Raw genomic sequence first — 20,560 nt, forward strand, 5'->3', positions numbered from 1 at the left:
AGCCCTGTGAAGCAGGCACGAATAGCTCCCACCTCACTTCACGGAGGCGACCGTGGCCGCGGGCTCTGGTAAGCGCTGCGGCGCTTGATTCCGCGTCTCACCGTCGACGCGGTTGCGGAATCGGCGTACCTGTACGAGGCGCCTTCGGAGCTGACACCGATCTGCGTCTTGTACCGGAGAGCACTTCCCGCGTCATTGCTGACGTTGCAGGCCACATGGATGCCGAACTCGCCGGGCGCGACCCACGCTTCGACATTGCCCAAGTGACGATCTGCGCCTTGCTGAGCTAACTGATCACCGGCGTCGGATCAGGCGTGGTTTCAGGCGCAGCTTCACTCGTATTCCGTGGCCCTGTCCAGAACGGCCTGACTGGCGGTGTATCCAGCCGCACCGATGGTGGCGGCGACGGCTGCGCCGTAAGCGATACGACGCAGCCCGCCATGAGTGAAGGTCAGTTACATCCGGACATCGTGAAGTAGTTGTCGACGACAACCCCGGAGCCGTCCAGCATGTAGGAGTACGCCTTACCGCAGCCGCCGCGCTTCTGGTACACGGGTCCCGCGTAGGTCTTGTAGTACCCGAAGTCCTCCTTGACGGCGTCAGCCGTGTAGTTGGACCAGAGCTTGATGCCCATGTTGCGGGTGTAGCCGGTGTCGTTGAACAGAACACCGCAGATGTACTTGTCGTACAGCTTGTTGGAGCCGCTGTACTTGCCGTTCCACCACAGGTAGAGGCTGGCGTTGTTCCCGTAGCGCGCGGCGCCGGCGGAGATGGTGTAGCCGGTGCCGCAAACGTTGGCGGCAGCCGCAGTCACCGTGGCTTGGCTTTCCAGAAGGGCCTTGCCGTCAGCGCCTTCGACCATCTTGAGGCCCTTGTTGCCTCGGAGTTCGACGATCTTCGGTTCCTTGGTACCGGTGTCAGCGGCGGCGTTGGCGCTCGTAGCGGTGACGGTGGTCAGGGTCAAGGCTACGGCGGCAAGCGTGGTACGTATGACGGAACGCGTGAACATAGATCCCCCTTGTCATGTTCCCGATTGGAATACGTGTGCGACCGTATCCCAACTGCCCCTCCTGTAACAGCGAATTGAGCTGGCCTTGAGCTGCGCAAATACGGAGCGTCTGCCTCCTTTTCCTCGTGGCGTAGTCCATGCGTCCCTCCCGGATCAACGCATCCGAGGAGGGGCGCCGTGAGCGGTCTGTAGCGCCGGGACGGCATGACGAAGACAGCTTTATTGGACCGCGTCCTACGTGGGGTGGCGGAAAGAAGCCGCGCTCGGCTGATGGTTCGCTGGGTCGGGGTGAGGTCGGCGAGATCCACAGCGGTCGCCCGGCGGGGTGGGTCACCACCTGTACGTTCACCCGTGTCGGCGGTGCTTGTGGGGGTAGTCGGCCCGGCTGCCGTCGCCCCGGTCGCACTCGGCGAGGGTGCCGTCGAGCTGGACGTGGTCCGGGTCCGTCTCGCGGAAAGCGCGCAGCAGGCCGGGAGCCCGGTCTGCGAGCAGCTTTGGCCGCCGACGCGGGCATGACGATCCCCACGCGAGTAGTGAAGACTGGATAGATGCGACCTCACGCCCCTGGCGGACTCCTGTTCGTAGCGCTCGGTCTCATCCTTGTCGCCGCCGGCTACGTCTGGAGGGGACGTGTCCTGCGTCCCCTCTCGGCGAAACGCGCCCAGGCAGCCGTGATCCGGGATCGCTCCAGAAACCTGCTGCGCTCTGCGGACATGGCCATCGCCGGAGCGCGTCGACGGGCCGCACACGGCGAACCAGCCATCGTCACGGTCGGAGACGTCACCAGGGTGGCGCGCCAGCACTACGGGTACCTCTCTGTGGAGCGCGAAGAAGCAGCTGCCGCCCTCCGCCAGCGCTACGAGGCTGCCGACTGCCGGGTGGACTGCATGACCGACGCTTTCAACTGACTGCCTCTCCGGCAAGTGCTTGACGCCAGAGGCGCCGGAGCTGCCACCTGATAGGTGGTCACGCTGAAATTGCTCGGTGTCGCTCACATCGCGTTTGACGCAAGCCGGAGCTGTCCTGCTGGGTGCGGGTGCCACTTCGGCTGGTGCAGCCATTGGGGGGCGAGCGGCCACGCGCGGCGGCGAACGGGCCGGAGGTGTCCTCCGGCACCGCCAGAGCCCGTCGCCATCGGGGTGTGCGCCTCGCACACCCCGATGGCGCCGTGATTACCGCACGCGGCTACAGCCGGAAGGGGCCCTCTCCGGGTAGTAGTTGCACACGTTGATCTGCACACCGTCCACGTTGGACAGCGGCGTGCTGTACGTACCGTTGACCTTGACCCGCTGCTGGGAGACCCAACTCCACTGGCCGTTCTGGTACTTCCAGTAGCTCAGGTAGAGGCCGCCTGCCCAGCCGTCGCCCGGGCACTGGTCCCGGACTGTGATGCTGAAGTAGGCGTTGTAGGTGTCACGCCCCTGGGCACTGCCGGTCCAGCTGTAGCTGTAGTTGCCCCCGGCGTCCGCGCAGCCATTGGTGCTCTCGCCGTAGACACTGGCCGCCTGCGCCGTGCCAGAAAAGGCGACGGTGGCCAGGGCCGCGAGGGTCACGCCGAGACCCGCTTTTCCGATCCGTGACGCCAAACCGGTCTTCTCCACTGCTGCTCCCTCGTTTCAGTCGTGCTCGGTGGTGCGAGCGCTTGGACGGAGACAGGCTTGCGGGTGCTGGGGCGGCGGCCCAGGGAGACCGTGTGTCCCGGACAGGCGCGAGCTGTCCGGGCTGGTGGGAGCCTTGCTGCAACCTCGTCCCGGACAGCTGGACATGACGGAATATGCCGTAGCCACCTTCGGCGGGGACGCACCAAGCTGACGCTCATGGGCAACGTCGGGGAGTTATCACTGGACGAGGACGAGGACGTGCCGCTGCACGACGTCCGTGACGCCGCCGGCTTCATCGCGGCGATGAAGCGGCTCAAGGCGCGTTCGGGGCTGACGTATCGAGAACTGGAGGAGCGAGCCGCCCGCAGAGGTGACGTCCTGGCACGCAGCACGCTCGCCGACATATTGCGGCGGACGAGCATGCCGCGGCCCGAGGTCCTGGCCGCGTTCGTCCGTGCCTGCGGGGACGGCGCGCGGCTCGACGCCTGGCTGGCCACCAGAGACAGGCTCGCCGCCGCTCACACCGTGGAAGCTTCCGTCCCGGCACGCGACGCTGAAACCTACGCTCCACGGCAGCCTGAAGGCGCCGCGCTCGTGCGGCTCCGCCGAACCAAGGGCTCCACCCTCGCCGGCGCGCTCACGCTCGCGATCGCGATGCTGGCCCTGGCCGCCTGGGTGCTGCTCCCTGGCGACACCGCCGAGCGCGGAACACAGGGTGCTCCTGTCGACGGCTGGGTGACCATCCACCCCGCCCGCACCGTCGATCTCTGCCTGACCGACGGACGCGACCGCGACGGCGCCTACGACAGCGCCGTGGCCGTCCAACTCCCCTGTGCGCAGGCGCCGGTGCCGCGCACGTACCTCGAACCGATGGGGGAGGGCCTCTACCGCATCCAGTGGCACCATCCCCAGATGGGAAAGGGATGTCTGACGGTCATGGGCGCCAATCAGATCAAGGGCATGCTCGAACCCCGTCAGGATTGCGCACAGGGCACCCTCTTTCGCTGGGAGGCCACGGCCGGGACCTTCCGCCTGCGTCCGGCCACCAGCGGCGGGTGCATCGGCATCGTAGGCAACGACACCACTGTGGGCGCCGAGGCGATCGAGGAACGCTGCTCCGGTGGTGCTGATCAGCGGTTCCTCATTCGGACGAGCTGACGGCCGGTTCGCCGACTCGGCGGGATACTGATCCGTTGGCGTGGGGGCGGCCGGCAGATATCCGCTCGGGTCTCTGCTCTCCCGCGGACGGAACCGAACCGCGTGCCCCGCACAGTCCTGGGTCGAGGAGGATTGTTCCTGCTCTGGCGGATCTGATGAAGACGGACCTGGGGCGTGTATCGAAAGTCGATCTTGGTGATGGTTTTGCATTACTTCAGAGGTAATGGTCTCAACTTGCTTGCGTGGGCAGGATTGGCCATCTCTCCGCGTCGACAGGGCGCGGGCCAGGACGGAGGGGGCGGCCATGTCCATAGCCGCATCTATGAACACGCGCACCGTCGTTGAAGAGCTGCTGCGCAGGATCGGTGAGGGCGAACCTGAGCGAATTGCCGAGCTGTACGCCGAGCAGGGCGACTGGAAGCTGGACTGGCCGGAGGCCGAGCATGGTCGTGCTGCCACGCCGTGGATCCGTTACCGGTCGACCCGGGCCGATGCGGCCGCACACTACCGCGAGCTTGCCGAGCACCATCTGCCGGAACATGTGGCGACTGAGGTCGAGCGCATCCTCATTGACGGAAACGACGCGGTCGTGCTCGGAGAGATCCGCCAGACCGCCCGGCCCACCAGACGCGCGTATCGCGCGCGGTTCGCCCTGCACCTCACTGTTGAAGACGGCTGTGTCACCCGGCACCACGTCTACGAGGACAGCCTCGCCGTCGCCCAGGCATTCGAGACTGAGGATCGGTGAAGCGCCAGGCCGATCGCGAGGATGATGGTCGCACCCACTCATTGATGGCTGCGGGGCTCTTACGAGCATGGTGAGGCGTTGGCGAGGGTGCTGAGTTCCCTTGACCGGCATGGCGCGGGCAAGCTCGGCTGGGTGGATCCGTACGGCGACACGCTGTTCAACGAACAGGAAGCTCAAGTCGCCCGCCAGGAAGTCGCCGCCCTGACACAGGGGTGTACCGACGACCAGCAGAAAGCGGCTCTACTCGACCTAGCTACACCTGTTCCTTGATCTTGTGGTTGGCCGGGCTGTTCGAGCTCGGCGTCGAGCGTGGCCGGCCTGCGGTTCACCAACGGGACGCGGCGGCTGTACCCGCATCTCACGCACCAGGATCCACAGGTCACGTTGCAGGTCCATCCGACGTCGGCGTGAGCCCCGGGAGATCCCTGTCCCGCCGGGCCCATCTCACCCGCTCGGCGGTTGGCGCCTGGGCTCGTTGGTCTGCGACAGCTCTTGAGTGATCCGTTGCCATACCGGACCCGCAGGCGCGATGGGCAGATCGGCAGGGTCGACGCTGCGAGCGAGGGCCACCACCCGTGTCATCCGCTCCAGTTGCTCCCGGCAGGGGCGACAGGTGGAGAGGTGCCGCAGGGCGTCGGTGTCCTCGCTGAGCGTGGTGCTCTCCAGTGCCAACTCCACCAGACGCGCGGGCTCGAGGTGGGCCACCGTTCGCTCCGATTCCCTTGCTGTGACTTGTCACCGATCGCGGCCGCGGCAGCGGCGGGGCGCTGGGTGCCTTCTCAGGGCGGTGAAGGCTTGGCGGTGACGATGAGATTGGACTGGTAGCCGCCCAGTTCGGGCCTGAACGGTGGCGCGCAGGTGATCAAGGTGAGGACCGGGGGGCCGGCCCGGCGGAACACGGAGGACGGGAGTTCGTCCTTGGGCACCGTCGAACGTGAGACGACACGGTATGTGGCGGACTCGGCGCCGACTCGGCGCACATCGACCCGGTCGTCGGGCCGTACGTCGGAGAGGGCCGCGAACTCGCCGAGGGCGCCGGTGTCGCTGTCCACGTGCCCGACGAGCACAGCCGATCCGTGGGCGCTTCCCGGGGCGGGGCCGAAGCGATACCACCCGGTCACGGTGGGATCGCCGGGTATGGAGAGGGCGCCTCGTGCGTCGACGCCGACCGGACGGATCGCCGCGTCGATCCCGACGCCGGGCACCTGAACACGGTCCGGCGGCGGGTCGGGACTGGGGCGTTCGGGCCGTTGCTCCGGCGGGTCCGCAGACCGCGTCGATGCGGCCACCTGGGCAGGTGGGGACGCGGCCGGTCCGAAGTCGGCAGGACGTGAGGCCGGACCGGTCGGTGACGGCTGAAGCGCGACTACTGCTGTCAGCGCGGCAGCTGCCACCGCGAGGCCGGTCAGCCGTCGAGCGGCGTCAGCCACGTCGGCCGGCGAGTTGCCGGGCCGTCAGTACGCCCGCCACCGTCAGTGACACCGCGCCGACGGCGGCCCAGGCCAGCCACTGGTCGGAGGAGTTGACGGCGAGGGCGGCACCGTTACCGCCGGCGTGGACGGCGTTGGGGGCCGATTCCATGCCGGTGAGGGTCTGCGTCTTCAGCGCCAGGTTCTTGTCGTCGGCGCTGCCCCAGGCGTAGACGACGTTGCTGGTGCCCTCCTTGAGGTTCAGGTCGGCCGGACCGATGGCGACGGTGTCCGTGCCGGCGAGCACGACATCGGCGGACAGAGTGCCGGCTTCGACCTCGGTGGTGGCCTCCTTGGGATTCTCCAGTCCCTTGAACACCGGTTGCCCGCCGGCCCGCACGTCCACGGCCGGCGCCGCGGCGACGTGACGTACGGTCAGCCGCGCTTCGCCTGCGGGGACGTTCGACACGTCGTTGACGAAAGCCGTCAGCTCCGGCCGGCCGTCGGCCGCGAGGTGGGCGGCGACGGTGGCGTTCGCCCCTGCGGGAACCTCGATCTTCTTGGCGATGGCCGGTGTGCCGTCCGGGCCCTTGCCGGCTTCGAAGACCTGGATGTCATAGGTGCCGGCGTCCAGGGACTGGGGGGCGGTGACGGTGCCGGGCTTGAAGTCGCTGAGGAGTTCGTCGCCGTTGGCGTAGACGTCGACCGTCAACCCGGGAACGCCGTGGAAGACCGACACCATGCCCTTGTCCTGGTTGTCGGAAGCGTCGGTCGCCAGGGCGGGTGCGGTGACACCGAGCGCCAGCGCGCAGGTGCCGGCCGTGGCGGCGATCGCGAGGGGGAGCCGGGAAGTCATGGGAATCATCCCTTCGGGGAGTGGGTCCGCCGAGTGCGAGGACTCATCCTTGGTTTCTGCGCCGGCGCCGAGACAGATGCGGACCGGGTCGTTTCGGCGCCCCGTTTTCGCTATGCGGGCGGTCCGTCCGTGCGGCCTTGTTCCAGCGCCTGGTGCAGACGGTGCAGGCCGCGGCGGGCGTGGCTCTTCACGGTGCCCAGGGGCATGCCGGTCCGCTCGGCGATCTGGGCGTGGGTCAGATCGTCGTAGAAGGCCAGACACAGCACCTGTCGTTGGGTCTGGGGGAGTCGTGACAGTTCGTCCACCAGCAGGACTCGGTCCACGACGTCGTCCGAGGACCTTCCGTCGGGCAACGGCGTTCCGGTCTTGCGGGCTGATGCGTCGATCAGGGTCATGCGCCTCGTCCTGGCCGCCAGGGCGTCGACGATCTTGCGGCGGGTGATGCCGACGAGCCAGGCGCCCAGGGCGCCGCGCTCCGCATGGAATCCGGCCCTCCCGCGCCACGCGCCGATGAAGACCTGCTGGGTGACGTCCTCGGCCTCATGAGAGTCGCCCAGCGAGCGGGCGGCCATGGTGTGGACGAGGGAGCCCCAGCGCCGGTAGATCGCGGCGAACGCGTCTTCGTCGGCGCCGAGCAGGCCACGGGCGAGTTCGTCCTCGTAGAGGGTCTCTTCCGGCGGTGGCGCGCCGATGGAGGACGCGAGGGAGGTGGCTGATCGCGTCTTCGTGCTCATGGCCCGGTTCCTCCTGCCGTTCGTCGTGTGCCGGGGATGGGTCAAGCCGTTCAGCGAGCCGTACCGGTCGCCGCGCGTGCCGTGCTGCCCGGCGGGCGTGCTTGCCAGTCTTGGAGGCAGAAACGACGCAATCAACATGCGTCGTTTGTGCGTCGTAAACTGCCGATGTGAGCAGTGGCGACGACGTGGAGCCGGGGCGCGCGGCCGGACTGACGACCGGCGAGGTGGCCCGGCGGCTCGGGGTGGCGCCCACCACGATCCGCTCGTGGGACCGCCGTTACGGCCTCGGTCCCGACGCCCGCATGGGCGGCAGGCACCGCCGCTGGAGCCCCGCGGACGTGGCGCGGCTGGAGCGCATGTGCGCGTTGACGGCGACCGGGCTTCCGCCCGCCGAAGCAGCCCGGCTGGCGCTTGACGAAGGGGCGCCGCGTGACGAAGGGTCGCCGCTCCACGAGAAGCCGATCCACGAAAGGCCGCGGCACGAAAAGCCGCCGCACCACGAAAGGCCACCGCACGACGAAGAGCCCCCGAAGGGCGACCAGGCCCGGCGGCGCCCCGCCCCGCCGTCACGACCGGCGGCCGCCCGCGGGCGCGGCAAAGCCGGCAGCGGCCTTCGCCTGGGCGACGTGCGCCAGGAGTGCAAGGGAGTCGCCCGTGCGGCACTGCGCCTCGACGCCAACGCTCTGGAGCAGCTGCTGGCGGGCACGATCGCGGAACACGGCCTCGTCACCGCCTGGACCGAGGTGATCATGCCGACGTTGCAGGCGGTCGGCCGCAAATGGGAGAGCTCGGGCGAGCGATACGTCGAGGTCGAACACTTCCTGTCGTGGCATGTCTCCGGCGCCCTCAGGCGCAGTGCACCGCCCGACGTGGCCGACCGGCCGGGCGCCGTCACACTGCTGGCCTGCGTGCCGGGGGAGACTCACACGCTGCCGTTGGAGGTGCTCGCGGCGGCACTCGCCGAGCGTGGCGTTCCGGTGCGCATGTTCGGCGGAGCCGTACCCGCCGAGTCACTGGTGGCCGCGGTGCGCAGGATCGGACCGGCCGCAGTGTGCCTCTGGGCGCAGTCGCGTACGACGGCCAGCTGGCCACTGGCTCAATACGTGGCCGCCATGGAGTGGGGGATACGTGGTGCCCGCAGGAGGCCTGCGGTACTGCCTCTCGGGCCCGGCTGGGCCGGTCGTACCGTGCCCGGCCTGGTGCCGCGCCCGACAGGGCTGGCGGAGGCCGTCACCGCGGTGGAGTCACTTGTGCCGGGGTGAGGTGCACTCCGGCGGGCGGCCGGTGTGGGGGCGCGTTGCCCGCGATGGTGCCGACTCGGCCGCTGTCGTACAGGCGCCCCGGCCCCTGCGTACGCCGCCCCGGCCGCAGTCGTACAGCCGCCCCGGCCCCTGTCGTACAGCCGCCTCAGCGCGGGCAGGCACTGCGCTCGGTTCACGCCGCGCCGGCCGGGTGCGGTCCGCGTGCATCCGGCAGCGATCGGGGAACGGAAGACACGACACGGATGAAGCCCGGGCCCCTGTCCGGGACCGACCTTCCGTGACGTCACTCAAGGTCCGGAGCGAGACGTGAACATCAACGGCGCACGTGTGCTGGTGGCCGGAGCCACCGGTGTCCTCGGCGGTGCCCTCACGGCGGAACTGGCCGCCCGGGGAGCCCACCCCGCACTTGCCGGGCGCGACGCGACACGGCTGGCCCAGGTCGCAGGCGCCTACCCCGGGGCTCCGACGACGCTGTTCGACGCCTATGACCCGTCGTCCTGCGCATGTGCCGTGCACGCTGTCGCCGCCGAGATGGGCGGCCTGGACGCCGTCATGACCGCGTTCGGTGCCGTGGGCTTCGGTACCTCCGAGGAGTTGGGCGACGCGGTGGCCGAGCATCTGATGGCGGTCAACTTCCTCGCCCCCGCCGCCTTCTTCCGTGCCGCCCTCCCGGTCCTGCCGCCCCACTCGGTGATCGCTGCCTTCACCGGAGTGGTCGCCGAGCGCCCACAGCCACGAATGGCCGACTACAGCGCGTCGAAGGCGGCACTGAGCGCATGGCTCGCCGCCGCACGCCGTGAGGCGCGGGGGACCGGCGTCCAGGTGCTGGACGTGCGGCCCGGCCATCTGGACACCGGCTTCGCCGACCGGCCCGTGGCGGGGGCGGCCCCGCCCATGCCCCCGGGCGGCGACCCCGGCCAGCTCGTGGAGGCGGTCGTCGACGCGATGGAGACGGACGCCGAACTCGTACGCACGGCTCCCGGTGGAGCGCCCGTCGTCGAGCGGCGGGACAGGTGAGCGGGCACGCCACCCGTCCCGACCTAAGGCCGGATGTGGTCATCGTGGGCGGCGGGGCAGCCGGCCTCTGTCTCGCCCATGAGCTGACCGCGACCACCTCCCGCTCCGTCACCGTCGTGGAGCCACCGGACGGACCTTCACGGCCTCCTGAACGCACCTGGTGCTTCTGGGAGGAAGGACCGAGTGCCTACGAGGAGGCGATCAGCGCCACCTGGTCGCGCCTGCGGGTCCACGGCACCGACGGCAGCGAGCTCAACGTCGATCCCGCTCCGCAGCGCTACCGCATGCTGCGATCGACGCGGTTCGAACAGCTCGTGCACGCTCGGCTGGCCGCACATCCGGGCGCGCGGGTCCTGCGGGCGACCGTCGGCGCCGTACACGAGACCGCCGACGGCGTGGACGTCAGCTGTGTGGCATCCGACGGCCGGACGCTGACACTGCGTACCCGTCACGTCTTCGACTCCCGCCCTCTGCCCGCCCTGCCGCCGGCGCGCACCTGCCTGGTGCAGCACTTCCGCGGCTGGTTCGTGCGCACGGCCGCGGACCGGTTCGACCCGGCGGTCGCCGACCTGATGGACTTCCGGGTGCCGCAGCCTCGCCACGGACTTGCGTTCGGCTATGTCCTGCCCCTCACCCCCAACTGCGCACTCGTCGAGTACACCGAGTTCTCCCGCACCCCACTGACCACAGCGGCGTACGAGGGCGCGCTCGGCGCCTACTGCCGAGAGGTGCTGCGCCTGGACGCGTTCACGGTGGAAGCGGCGGAGCAAGGCGCCATCCCCATGACCGACGCCCGCTTCCCACGCCGCATCGGCTCCGCCGTCTTCCGGATCGGCACGGCCGGCGGTGCCACCCGACCCGCGACCGGCTACACCTTCGCCGCCGCGCAGCGCCAGAGCCGGGCCATCGCCGCCGCCCTCGACGCGGGGCGTCCCCTCGTGCCCCCGCCTCACGGGCGACGGGCGCTGGCCATGGACGCGGTACTCCTGCGGGCCCTGGACACCGAACGGATCGACGGCCCCGCCTTCTTCACGGACCTGTTCAGACGCGTCCCCGCGGAACGGCTGCTGCGTTTCCTGGACGGGGCGACCTCGCTGCGGGAGGAGTGGGGCATCGGACTGCGCACCCCCGTCGGACCGATGCTGCGCACCGCCGTCGAACTCCCCTTTCTGCCCCGCCGCTTCCGTCCCACCCCACGACCCGCGGAGAGCGCCTCATGACACCGCTGCGCGATGACGACCTGGCACGCGCCTTCGACCACGCGTCCCACACCTACGACCGGCTCACGGCGCTCAACCCCGGATACCGCACCGAACTCCTGCGCTCCGCACGCCGGCTTCGCCTGCCCGACGACGGTGACGGTCTGCACGTACTCGATCTCGGCTGCGGAACCGGCGCCTCCACCCGCGCCTTGCTGCGTGCCGCGCCCCGGGCCCGCGTCACCGCCGTCGACGCCTCGTCCGGGATGCTGCGACGCGCGCTGGCCAAGCCGTGGCCGGCGAACGTGCGCTTCCGCCACCTGACGGCGGAGGACGTGGAGACGGCCGGCGAGGGGCCTTTCGACGCGGTTTTCGCGGCCTACCTGTTCCGCAACGTCACCGATCCCGACAAGGTCCTGCACACCCTCAGGACCTTGCTGCGACCGGGCGGACGCCTCGCCGTCCACGAGTACAGCCTCAGCGGCTCGCGTGCCGACCGCGCCGTGTGGAGTGCCGTGTGCCGAGGCGTGATCCTGCCGGCGGGCACACTCACCGGGGACGGCACGCTGTACCGCCACCTGTGGCGCAGCGTCCTCACCTTCGACACCGCGCCCGCCTTCACCGACCGGCTGTCCCGCAACGGGTTCACGGACGCGCGCGCCGTTCGGGTCGCCGGGTGGCAGACCGGCATCGTGCACACCTTCCTCGCCCGCAACAGCTGTACCGCGCACACGGAGCCGGCGTGACACGCCCCGGCGCCCGCAGGGGCCGCGACCGCAAGGCCGAGCGACTGATGCCCGTACCCGGGCGGGACCGGTTCGACCGTGGGGACGAGCCATCTGTCGCCGTGATCGGCGCAGGCATCGCCGGTCTCGCCGCGGCCACCCTGCTCGCCGAACGGGGTGCCCGCGTCACCCTCTACGAACGGGAGGAGTCCCTCGGCGGCCGTCTCGCCGGCCACCGCACCCGCCTCGCGGACGGTTCCGTCGTGACCATGAGCCGTGGCTTCCACGCGTTCTTCCGTCAGTACTACAACCTGCGCGGTCTGCTGAGGCGCACCGATCCCGCCCTCGCGCGCCTCACCCCGCTGCCCGACTACCCGCTGCGGCACAGCGGCGGCCTGACCGACAGCTTCGCCCGCGTCCCGCGAACACCTCCGTTCAGCGCCCTCGGATTCGTCGCGCTCAGCCCCACCTTCGGCTGGCGTGACCTCGCCGCCATGGACGCGAAGGCTGCTCTGCCGCTGCTCGACGTGCGCGTGCCCGAGGTGTACGACCGCTTCGACCACGTTGGTGCCACGCAGTTCCTGGAGGGCGTGCGCTTCCCGCGAGCCGCGCATCACCTGGCCTTCGAGGTGTTCTCGCGCAGCTTCTTCGCCGACCCGCGCGAACTGTCCGCCGCCGAACTGCTGCTGATGTTCCACATCTACTTCCTCGGCTCGGCCGAGGGACTGCTCTTCGACGTGCCGAACGAGCCCTTCCCACAAGCGCTCTGGGAGCCGCTGGCCGAGTACCTCCTGCGCCTCGGGACCACCGTCCGCACCGGCACCCCCGTCGACGCCGTCCAGCCGCGCGACGGCGGGGGAGCCACGGTGATGACCGGCACCGCTGCCACCGCTCACGACGCGGTGGTCCTCGCCCTCGACACCGCGGGGCTGCGCCAAGTCGTGGCCGCGTCCCCCGCCCTGGGCACCGCCCCCTGGCGCGACAGCATCGCCGCCCTGCGCAGCGCCCCGCCGTTCCTCGTCTCCCGGCTCTGGCTCGACCGGCCCGTACGCCAGGACCGACCGGGATTCCTCGGTACCAGCGGCTACGGCGGCCTGGACAACGTCAGCGTCCTGAACCGCTACGAGGGCGAGGCCGCCCGCTGGGCCGCCCGAAACGGGGGAGCGGTGGTGGAGTTGCACGCCTACGCCGTCGCCGATGCGCACCGGGGCCGGGTACAGGACCGGCTGGTGGAACGACTCCACGAGGTGTACCCGGAGACCCGCGAGGCGCACATCGTCGACGCCCGCCACGAATGGCGCTCCGACTGCCCGTTCTTCCCCGTCGGCTCCCACCAGGAGCGCCCCACGGTGCGGACGCCGCATGACTGGCTGACGCTGGCCGGCGACGCGATCCGCTGTGACCTGCCCGTCGCGCTGATGGAACGAGCGGCCACCACCGGCTTCCTGGCGGCCAACGCGCTGCTGGCGCGGCGGGGCGTACGGGGGCAGGTGCTGTGGACCGTGCCCCGGGCGGGGCGCTCCCCGGTGCTGCGCGCACTCGGTGGGCTGGCAGCACGTTGAGCCCAGCGGCAAGCCCGCACGCCGCCCGCCGAACGCCGCCGGGGTTCAGCCGGGGAAACGGCCCGTGCTTCGCAGCGCCCAGCGCCGCTCGGCGTACGCCAGATCGTCCCGCCACAACCGGCCGGCCGCGCGGCGCATGAGCGGGCGCAGGGCCGGTGCGGCGGCCCGTGCGAGCGCGAACCCTCTGCGGTCGGAGGCGGCGACGATCGCCTCGACCACGGCGGTCCGCGGCTGCCCGTGCCCCTCGGCGGTCAGCGGCGTGGCATGGGTTTCCACCACGGAGGTGGCCCCCTCGCCCTCGGTGATGCGCATGACGACCGTGCGCGGTTCGGGTGCGGTGAACTCGGCGCGCACAGGAACCACCAGAGCGCCCGTCACCCGGAAGGAGACGTCGACGACGAACGCGTCGTCACCGCCTCCTCTCGGCGTTTCGGCGACAGTGAGGTCGACGAAGGAGTACGGGTGGAACCACGAGCCGTGCCAGGGGTCGAGCCGGTTGGCGACGACGTCCTGCGGCTCGCACCGGCCCACCGTCGTGAAGACGGCGTCCAGCGCGTCGCCCGTCGCGGGCCGCGCCGGCACCACCGGCATGTCGAGCGGTTCCTCGCCACCGACCTGGTCCAGCCGTACCCAGAGGAGAATCCCGTCGTCGTGGACGGGATAGGGCTCCCAGCCGGCGAACGCCGCGCCGTCCAGGGCCAGTCCGTGCCAGTGGCACACCAGCGTGCCGCACACCACGCGGCTGTCCCGCAGAGGTGCCCCGAGGTGCGGGCAGGCGCCGGGACCCGCGTGCACCACACCCGAGTCCGAGCGCCACAGCACGATCTCGACACCGCCCACCGTCCTGCCGCGCGGGCGCTGGCCCGCCCGCACGTCTCGGGAGGCGCCGACGACGAACCAATTGCCGGAGGGACGCGCCGAGGCGGACTTGAGGACCTCGGCGATCAGGCCCGGCCGTGCGTCCCGCCAGGTGGGGGCCTGCGTCGCCCAGCCCGGTGTGCGGCGCCGCCGCAGCGGCGGCGTCCAGCGGGGCTTGCGGGCTCGGTCGGTCACCTTGCCTGTCCTTTCCCCTGTAGTGCCGGCTCACCCCGTACGAGGGTGGGGCTCGTGCCGCGGGCGCGCCATCGGGCCCCGATCACGCTCGCGGCTCCGGACGCGGCCGTGGCGACCCGGCGCCCGCGAGGTACCACCGCGCGGGTGTGCAGGACGGCGTAGTCCTGTTCGGCGATCGCGTCGAGGATGCCGCCGTACAGGGTGAACGCCGTGCGGATGCAGGGCCGTACCCGCGGGTCGAGCATGGCGATCCCGGGTTCCGCGACCCGGTACACGCCGCGGGTCATGACCTCGACGGCCACGAGAGCGGCACGGATCCGCGGGTCCGGGCAGCCGGTGCGGCGGCTCCACTCCAGCAGGGGCCGGTCCACGCCGTGCGCGGCGAGCAGGTCGCCCGGCAGATAGACACGGCCCCGGTCCAGGTCCTCGCCGACGTCGCGCAGAAAGTTGGTGAGCTGGAAGGCGACGCCCAGGGCCGCCGCGTGCGGTGCGGCCTCCTCGCGCGGTACGACGGTGCCGAGCACCGGCAGCATCTGGAGTCCGATCGCTGCCGCCGATCCCTGCATGTAGGCACGCAGATCGCTGTAGGTCGGATAGTCCGAGACGGTCAGGTCGGCCCGCATCGAGGCGAGGAACTCCGAGAACAGGCTGTGCGCGATGCCGTAGCGTGCGGCGGTGTCGGCCACCGCTCGGACCACGGGCTCGCCCGCACCGCCGCTGTGCAGTTGGTGTGCGAGGTCCCTCTCCAGGCGGGCCAGCAGCAGGTCGCGTTCGTCGGGTGTCCGGCCCCGGCCGAGGTCGTCCACGATGTCGTCCGCCCAGCGGGCGAAGCCGTACAAGGCGTGCACCGCGGAGCGTCGTTCCACCGGCAGCAGACGCGTGGCGAGGAAGTAGGTGCGCCCGTGACGAGCGTTGAGCTGCCGGCACCGGGTGTAGGCGGCACGCAGTGCGGGATCGGTGATCCCGCCGGCGTCCAGTTCACGACGTGTCATCAGGGACCTTCCGCGGTCGGGGCGGACGGGGCGCCGACGGCCGGCGAGGCCGGCCGGACAGCGCGGACGAGGTGGGTGGCGCGGCCGGCCGTGACGCCGGTGATACGGGCGGCGGCGAGCTTGCCGCTGATCAGCACCGTCGGCACGCCCACCCCGGGGGTGGTGCCGCAGCCGGCCAGCACGGCGTTGTCCACACCGCGTACCAGGTTGCGCGGCCGGAAAGGGCCTGTCTGGGCGAAGGTGTGGGAGACCGAGAAGGGGCTGCCCGCCGCGTGGCCCCGAGCCGTCCAGTCCAGCGGAGTCACCAACAGCTCCTCCTCGATGCTCTCCGCGAACCCGCCCAAGCCGCGCCGCTCCAGCTCGGCGACCAGACTGTCCCGGTAGCGCGGGCCGAGGTCCCGCCAGGCGGCGGCGGACGGCCCGACGGAGGTGTTCGGGCACGGGGCGAGCACGTAGTGCAGATGCCGGCCGGGCGGTGCCAGGGCGGGGTCGTGGGTCGTCGGGCGGGTGATGAGCAGGGAAGGGTCGCTCATCAGCGTTCCCGAGCGGGTCAGTTCCCTGAACGTGCTCTCCCAGGCCGCGCCGAACGAGAGCGTGTGGTGGGCCAGACCGGGCCAGGTGCGGTCCGTCCCGGCGTGCAGGACCACAGCGGACGGTGAGTGACGCAGCGGCACGGGGCGCCGGGGAGCGCGGCCCAGCAGCTGGTGGGCGGTGGACAGTTCACAACTCAGCACCACCGCGTCGCAGGCAATCCGCTCACCCGAGGTGAGGTGCACGGCGCGCACCCGGCCCGCCGATCGTTCCAGCGTCCCGACCTCGGCCGACCACCGCAGGTCGCCTCCCGCGTCGGCGACCGCGTCGGCCATCGCGCGGGGCAGCGCGTGCATGCCGCCCTTGGGGAACCAGACTCCGGCCACGGTGTCCATGTAGGCGATCACGGCGTAGGCCGCGAGCGCCCGGGCGGGGGCGACTCCGGCGTACAGGGCCTGGAAGGAGAAGACCCGGCGCAGCCGGGCGTCGGCGAGGAAGCGGCCGATGCGGCGGTCGAGCCTGCCGAAGCCGCCCAGGGCCGCCAGCCGCGCCAGGTCGGCGTTGAGGAGCTGGAGCGGCGAGTCGAAGTTGGCGTCGATGAAGCGCCGCATCTGCGCCTGGTGCAGCCGCTCCAGCCAGTCCCGCAGGTCGCGGTAGCCGGCCGCCTCGGTGGGTCCGGCGAAGCGCCGCACCTCCGCCTCCATGGCCTCGCCGTCGGTGTGGACGTCCAGCGACGTCCCGTCCGCGAAGCACGCCCGATAGGCCGGATGCAGCGCCACCAGCTCGATACGGCGGGCGAGGCTGTCGCCGACCGCCGCGAAGGCCTCGTCGGCGAGGTGCGGCATCGTCAACACCGTAGGCCCGGTGTCCAGTTCGTAGCCACCGAGGCGCGTCCGGCCGGCCCGGCCGCCCGGGGCCGCCTCCCGCTCGACGAGCGTGACCCGGCGGCCGGCGCCCAGCAGATGGAGGGCGCAGGCCAGGCCGGACAGCCCGGCACCCACAACCACGACATGGTCGGTCCGGCCCGCTACCGTCCTCACGCGTGCTCCCCGGTGCGATCAAGGGCGACGCCCGTGGCCCGTTCGAGCAGCGACGCGAACTCACGCAGTACGGCGGCCTCCGCGCCCGTCCGTTCGAAGTGCCGCAGACTCATGGCCGCCAACTCGGCGATCTTCGACTCCGTGACGGCCCGGGCCCCGGTCCGCTCCAGCGCCGCACGCATCCGCTCGACGACGAGCTGCGACCGCTGGGCCGCACCAGGGGCGAACGCTTCGGCTGCCGCGTCGTCCCCGGAGGCTTCGGCGAGTTCGACCGCGACGGCGAGCAGATACGTGAGCTTGCGCGACCGCAGGTCGTCGTCGACCGGTTTGCCGGTCAGCGAGGAATCTCCGAAGGCACCGAGCAGGTCGTCGCGGAGCTGGAAGGCCAGCCCCGCACACCGTCCGGCGGAACGCAGGGCGTCGAGGACGCGCGCGTCGGCGCCGGCCAGTGACGCGCCGAGGGTCAGGGGCCGCTCGACCGTGTACCGGGCGCTCTTGAGCGTGGCGACGGTCAGCGCCTCGCCCACCTCGGACGAGCCCGTCGCCTGCGCATACAGGTCGCGGTACTGCCCGGCGACCATCTCGCCGCGCATGGCCCGCCACTCGTCGTACAGGCGCGAACCGTGCGGCGAGCGCAGAGCCGTTTCCGTCATCAGGTCGTCGGCCCAGGTCAGCGCGAGATCCCCGGCGAGGACGGCGGCGCAGGCCCCGAACGACTCGGAGGATCCGGTCGTCCGCGCGGTCCCGAGGAGGCCCGCCAGTTCGACGTGCACCGCCGGACCGCCGCGACGCAGCTGTGCTCCGTCCATCACGTCGTCGTGTATGAGGGCACACGCCTGAAGAAGTTCGAGGGCGGCCCCCGTTTGCCACAGGGCCGTGGTGTCGCCCGAGCCACCGGCGGCACGCCAACCGCACCACACGAACGCGGTACGCAGCCGCTTCCCGCCCCGCCGGATCAGCCCGGCGACCCGGTCGGCCACATGCGCGGCGAACACGGGGTCCACCTCGCGGGCCTGGCACAGCCGGGTGTCGAGGACCTGCTCCAGGAGCGCTTCGACGTTTCTGATCGCGTTGGTCGCGTCGAGGGTCGTCGCGGGGGAGCCGGCACGTGCGGCCGGTCCGGCCGACACCGTCGGCCTCAGTCCAAGCATGCGCGGCCCCTTTCACTCTCGGTCACCCGCACGCGAGTACTTCTGCCGTCGCGACGGATGCGGATGCGGATGAGCCGGATTCCGCGCTGCGGGAAGCGGCCCTGCCCGTGGGCCCACGCCCACGGGCGGTGCGCCCCTACGGCGGGGTGTCGCCGCGTGACCGCTCCTGACGCCGGATCTCGTCGAGGTCCGTCAGGCGATCCAGCCCGCGCAGGGGCTGGGCCATGCGGTGATTGCGCTCCAGCCGGGAGCGGTGCCGGTCGAGGAAGGCCCAGTAGCCCGCCGTGTAGGGGCAGGCGTGTGGGCCCGTACGGTCCCCGGGACGGTAGGCGCACGGCCCGCACAGGTCGCTCATCCGGTTCACGTAGGCACCACCGGACGTGTACGGCTTCGTGGTCATACGGCCGCCGTCGGCGTACTGGGACATGCCGACGACGTTGGGCACCATCACCCAGTCGTAGCCGTCGACGAAGCACCGGTGGAACCAGTCGGTGACCGCGGCGGGGTCCCAGCCGCGCTGGAGGGCGTGACTGCCGAGGATCATCAGTCGCGGGATGTGATGGGTCCAGCCCGTGTCGCGGACCTGGGACAGGACCGTGCGCAGGCAGTGCGCGTCCACGTCGTCCGCGTCGAGGTCGTTCCACCAGCCGGGCAACGGGGCGGTGTGGCGCAGCGTGTTGGAGTGCCGGTAGTCCTCGCCGAAGTGCCAGTACAGCTGCCACACGTACTCCCGCCAGCCGGCGACCTGCCGGACGAAGCCCTCCACACTGTTCAGCGGAGCCCGTCCGTCCCGCCACGCCGACTCCGCCGACTCCACGCACTCGGCGGGATCGAGCAGGCCGAGGTTGAGCGAGGAGGACAGCAGGCTGTGGCTCATGACGGGGTCGGCGGCGAGCATGGCGTCCTCGTACGGCCCGAACGTGCCGAGCCGGTGTGCCACGAACCGGCGCAGGGCGGACCGGGCCTCGGTGCGGGTCGCGGGAAACAGGCGCGGCCCGTCCCGGCCGACGAAGGAGACGTCGCCGTCCTTCTCCCAGCGGTCGAGGTCGTGGCGGACCTCGTCGTCGATGTCGTCCTCGCGCGGGCGGTAGGGACGGCCGACCGGCAGGACGGTGGCGTCGCGGGGCGGCGGCTGCCGGTTGTCGTGGTCGAGGTTCCACCGGCCTCCGGCAGGCTGGTCGCCGTCCATCAGCAGATCGTGTTGGCGCCGGACCCAGTGGTAGAAGCTCTCCAGACGCAGCTGCTTGTCACCTTGGGCTTCCACCCATCCGGTGAAGGCGTCCCTCGGCACCAGGAATCCCCGCGCCGGCCCCACCCTGACGTGAGACAGCGAGCGCACCAGCCGCACCGCGGCATGCGAGGTGGGGTGATGCACGGTCAGCGGGTCCTCGCCCGCCGCTCGGGTGAGTCCTTCGCGGTAGGTGTCGCAGCGGACGTAGGTGACACGATCGCCGAGTTCGGCCGCCCGGTGACGCATCGCGGAGAGGACGAGGTGGGCCTTGGCCCGGTGAAAGCGCCGGCGCCGGAACACCGACCGGGCCTCGATCATCAGCAGCGGCGAGTCACGGCCGAGGCCGCTGTCCTCGGACGGGCGCAGGAAGTGCGGACCGAGCTGATCGCCGAAAAGCCAGTGCATGAGGCGCTCCCGCCGTCAGTCCCGGCCGCGCGGACGTCTGAACCGAGCCGGTCCGTCGCGGAGATGGATCGGCGGCCGCGGACGGCCCACCTGCGACCGTTCGTGGGTGTCGGTGTCCACGTCGGTACCGGGTTGTGGCGACCCAGTGCCGGTTGAGTACGGCCGCGTCGACGACCGGGTTGCCGGTGCGGCCGTCCGACTCCGCAGCGGACTCCGGGTGACCTGCATGGAACGACTCCTCTTCGCGCGGCGCCGACCCGGCCCACGCTAAACGCGGGCCGGGCCGACGGCACGTCGGCCACCCCTACGCGGAGGCACTCACCAGCGCCTCATCAGGCCCGGGCACGCGTCGCGCCACATCGCTGGGCCACCACGCCCAGCGACCGAGGTCGATGACCAGCGCGGGTACCAGCAGTGAGCGGACCACGAGGGTGTCCAGGAGAACGCCGAAGGCGACGATGAAGGCGATCTGTACCAGGAAGGCCAGGGGGATCACCATGAGGGCCGCGAAGGTGGCGGCGAGCACCACACCCGCGGAGGTGATCACTCCGCCGGTGGTGGTCAGCCCGTGCAGCACTCCCTGCCGACCGCCGTGCACGAGTGCCGACCTGGCCGCCGACACCACCACGCAGGCCCTCTGTACGCGCGAAAGTTGAAAGTTTACCCAACTTGACCAAATGCGGTGCGGGAGCATTCCTGTTGGCCATTTGCGTCACCCGGATCGGAAACCTGTGATCCGCCAAGCGGGTGTGCGGTGGTCGTGGGGGGGGGGGGGCCCCCCCCCCCCCCCCCCCCCGGCACAAACCACCACAAACAAAAGACCCCCCTGCCAGCCGCGGGGGGGGCGGGGCGCCCCCCCCCGGGCCCCCCCGCGGGG

Annotated in this window: 19 protein-coding genes and 2 pseudogenes; 8 read left to right on the forward strand and 13 right to left on the reverse strand. The window is 71.2% G+C overall.

Annotation, left to right across the window (positions count from 1 at the left end; translation table 11 throughout):
* Positions 1-451: 451 nt before the first annotated feature.
* Together ACIQWG_RS05880 and ACIQWG_RS05885 are read right to left on the reverse strand one after the other, a co-directional pair.
* Positions 452-964 (reverse strand): hypothetical protein, encoded by a 513-nt coding sequence (locus tag ACIQWG_RS05880; RefSeq protein WP_404090677.1) that lies wholly within the window; start codon positions 962-964, stop codon positions 452-454.
* Between the two features lie 331 nt (positions 965-1,295).
* Positions 1,296-1,501: pseudogene (locus ACIQWG_RS05885) on the reverse strand (IS5/IS1182 family transposase); the annotation flags it as partial.
* Positions 1,502-1,557: 56 nt separating this feature from the next.
* Here ACIQWG_RS05885 and ACIQWG_RS05890 point away from each other — a divergent pair.
* Complete coding sequence (locus ACIQWG_RS05890; RefSeq protein WP_404090680.1) at positions 1,558-1,917, forward strand: hypothetical protein; 360 nt, start codon at positions 1,558-1,560, stop codon at positions 1,915-1,917.
* A 264-nt stretch (positions 1,918-2,181) separates the two neighbouring features.
* On the opposite strand, the gene ACIQWG_RS05895 is transcribed toward ACIQWG_RS05890, so the two are convergent.
* Positions 2,182-2,610, reverse strand: a complete 429-nt coding sequence (locus ACIQWG_RS05895; RefSeq protein WP_404090683.1) for a hypothetical protein — start codon at positions 2,608-2,610, stop codon at positions 2,182-2,184.
* A 216-nt stretch (positions 2,611-2,826) separates the two neighbouring features.
* On the opposite strand from ACIQWG_RS05895, the gene ACIQWG_RS05900 reads away from it, so the two are divergent.
* Together ACIQWG_RS05900 and ACIQWG_RS05905 are read left to right on the forward strand one after the other, a co-directional pair.
* Entirely contained in the window at positions 2,827-3,768 is a 942-nt protein-coding gene (locus ACIQWG_RS05900) for an XRE family transcriptional regulator (protein WP_404090686.1), read from the forward strand.
* A gap of 304 nt (positions 3,769-4,072) precedes the next feature.
* Positions 4,073-4,516: a nuclear transport factor 2 family protein gene (locus tag ACIQWG_RS05905; RefSeq protein ID WP_404090688.1), complete on the forward strand. Its 444-nt coding sequence runs from the start codon at positions 4,073-4,075 to the stop codon at positions 4,514-4,516.
* A gap of 444 nt (positions 4,517-4,960) precedes the next feature.
* Here the strand turns inward: ACIQWG_RS05905 and ACIQWG_RS05910 are convergent, their stop codons facing one another.
* The 4 genes from ACIQWG_RS05910 to ACIQWG_RS05925 form a co-directional block, all read right to left on the reverse strand.
* Entirely contained in the window at positions 4,961-5,221 is a 261-nt protein-coding gene (locus ACIQWG_RS05910; RefSeq protein WP_404090691.1) for a hypothetical protein, read from the reverse strand.
* Positions 5,222-5,295: 74 nt separating this feature from the next.
* Entirely contained in the window at positions 5,296-5,721 is a 426-nt protein-coding gene (locus ACIQWG_RS05915; RefSeq protein WP_404090693.1) for a class F sortase, read from the reverse strand.
* 217 nt (positions 5,722-5,938) lie between these two features.
* Positions 5,939-6,781 carry a DUF4397 domain-containing protein gene (locus ACIQWG_RS05920; RefSeq protein ID WP_404090696.1) on the reverse strand — a complete coding sequence of 281 codons (843 nt, stop codon included), beginning with the start codon at positions 6,779-6,781 and terminating at the stop codon, positions 5,939-5,941.
* 110 nt (positions 6,782-6,891) lie between these two features.
* Positions 6,892-7,515 (reverse strand): RNA polymerase sigma factor, encoded by a 624-nt coding sequence (locus ACIQWG_RS05925; RefSeq protein WP_404090699.1) that lies wholly within the window; start codon positions 7,513-7,515, stop codon positions 6,892-6,894.
* 167 nt (positions 7,516-7,682) lie between these two features.
* On the opposite strand from ACIQWG_RS05925, the gene ACIQWG_RS05930 reads away from it, so the two are divergent.
* The 5 genes from ACIQWG_RS05930 to ACIQWG_RS05950 all read left to right on the forward strand — a co-directional run bounded on the left by ACIQWG_RS05930 (position 7,683) and on the right by ACIQWG_RS05950 (position 13,280).
* On the forward strand, positions 7,683-8,777 hold the full coding sequence (locus tag ACIQWG_RS05930; protein WP_404090701.1) for a MerR family transcriptional regulator: 1,095 nt from the start codon (positions 7,683-7,685) through the stop codon (positions 8,775-8,777).
* A gap of 306 nt (positions 8,778-9,083) precedes the next feature.
* On the forward strand, positions 9,084-9,794 hold the full coding sequence (locus ACIQWG_RS05935; protein WP_404090704.1) for an SDR family NAD(P)-dependent oxidoreductase: 711 nt from the start codon (positions 9,084-9,086) through the stop codon (positions 9,792-9,794).
* Between the two features lie 35 nt (positions 9,795-9,829).
* A complete protein-coding gene (locus ACIQWG_RS05940) occupies positions 9,830-11,014 on the forward strand; it encodes a lycopene cyclase family protein (protein ID WP_404090832.1) in 1,185 nt (394 codons plus the stop codon).
* On the forward strand, positions 11,011-11,739 hold the full coding sequence (locus ACIQWG_RS05945; protein WP_404090706.1) for a class I SAM-dependent methyltransferase: 729 nt from the start codon (positions 11,011-11,013) through the stop codon (positions 11,737-11,739). Before ACIQWG_RS05940 ends, ACIQWG_RS05945 begins: the two co-directional genes overlap by 4 nt.
* 47 nt (positions 11,740-11,786) lie before the next feature.
* A complete protein-coding gene (locus tag ACIQWG_RS05950; RefSeq protein ID WP_404090834.1) occupies positions 11,787-13,280 on the forward strand; it encodes an FAD-dependent oxidoreductase in 1,494 nt (497 codons plus the stop codon).
* Between the two features lie 45 nt (positions 13,281-13,325).
* Here the strand turns inward: ACIQWG_RS05950 and ACIQWG_RS05955 are convergent, their stop codons facing one another.
* The 6 genes and pseudogenes from ACIQWG_RS05955 to ACIQWG_RS05980 all read right to left on the reverse strand — a co-directional run.
* Positions 13,326-14,333, reverse strand: coding sequence for a DUF5914 domain-containing protein (locus ACIQWG_RS05955; protein ID WP_404090709.1), 1,008 nt, complete (start codon positions 14,331-14,333; stop codon positions 13,326-13,328).
* Complete coding sequence (locus ACIQWG_RS05960) at positions 14,330-15,325, reverse strand: phytoene/squalene synthase family protein (RefSeq protein ID WP_404090712.1); 996 nt, start codon at positions 15,323-15,325, stop codon at positions 14,330-14,332. Before ACIQWG_RS05960 ends, ACIQWG_RS05955 begins: the two co-directional genes overlap by 4 nt.
* Positions 15,325-16,896 (reverse strand): phytoene desaturase, encoded by a 1,572-nt coding sequence (locus ACIQWG_RS05965; RefSeq protein ID WP_404090715.1) that lies wholly within the window; start codon positions 16,894-16,896, stop codon positions 15,325-15,327. Before ACIQWG_RS05965 ends, ACIQWG_RS05960 begins: the two co-directional genes overlap by 1 nt.
* A complete protein-coding gene (locus ACIQWG_RS05970) occupies positions 16,893-18,047 on the reverse strand; it encodes a polyprenyl synthetase family protein (RefSeq protein ID WP_404090718.1) in 1,155 nt (384 codons plus the stop codon). The genes ACIQWG_RS05965 and ACIQWG_RS05970 overlap by 4 nt, the downstream gene beginning before the upstream one ends.
* 136 nt (positions 18,048-18,183) lie before the next feature.
* Complete coding sequence (locus tag ACIQWG_RS05975) at positions 18,184-19,683, reverse strand: cryptochrome/photolyase family protein (RefSeq protein ID WP_404090720.1); 1,500 nt, start codon at positions 19,681-19,683, stop codon at positions 18,184-18,186.
* A gap of 304 nt (positions 19,684-19,987) precedes the next feature.
* Positions 19,988-20,299: pseudogene (locus tag ACIQWG_RS05980) on the reverse strand (MMPL family transporter); the annotation flags it as partial.
* Positions 20,300-20,560 lie beyond the last annotated feature (261 nt).

This window comes from Streptomyces sp. NPDC098781, from assembly GCF_044759995.1.
Taxonomy (GTDB): domain Bacteria; phylum Actinomycetota; class Actinomycetes; order Streptomycetales; family Streptomycetaceae; genus Streptomyces.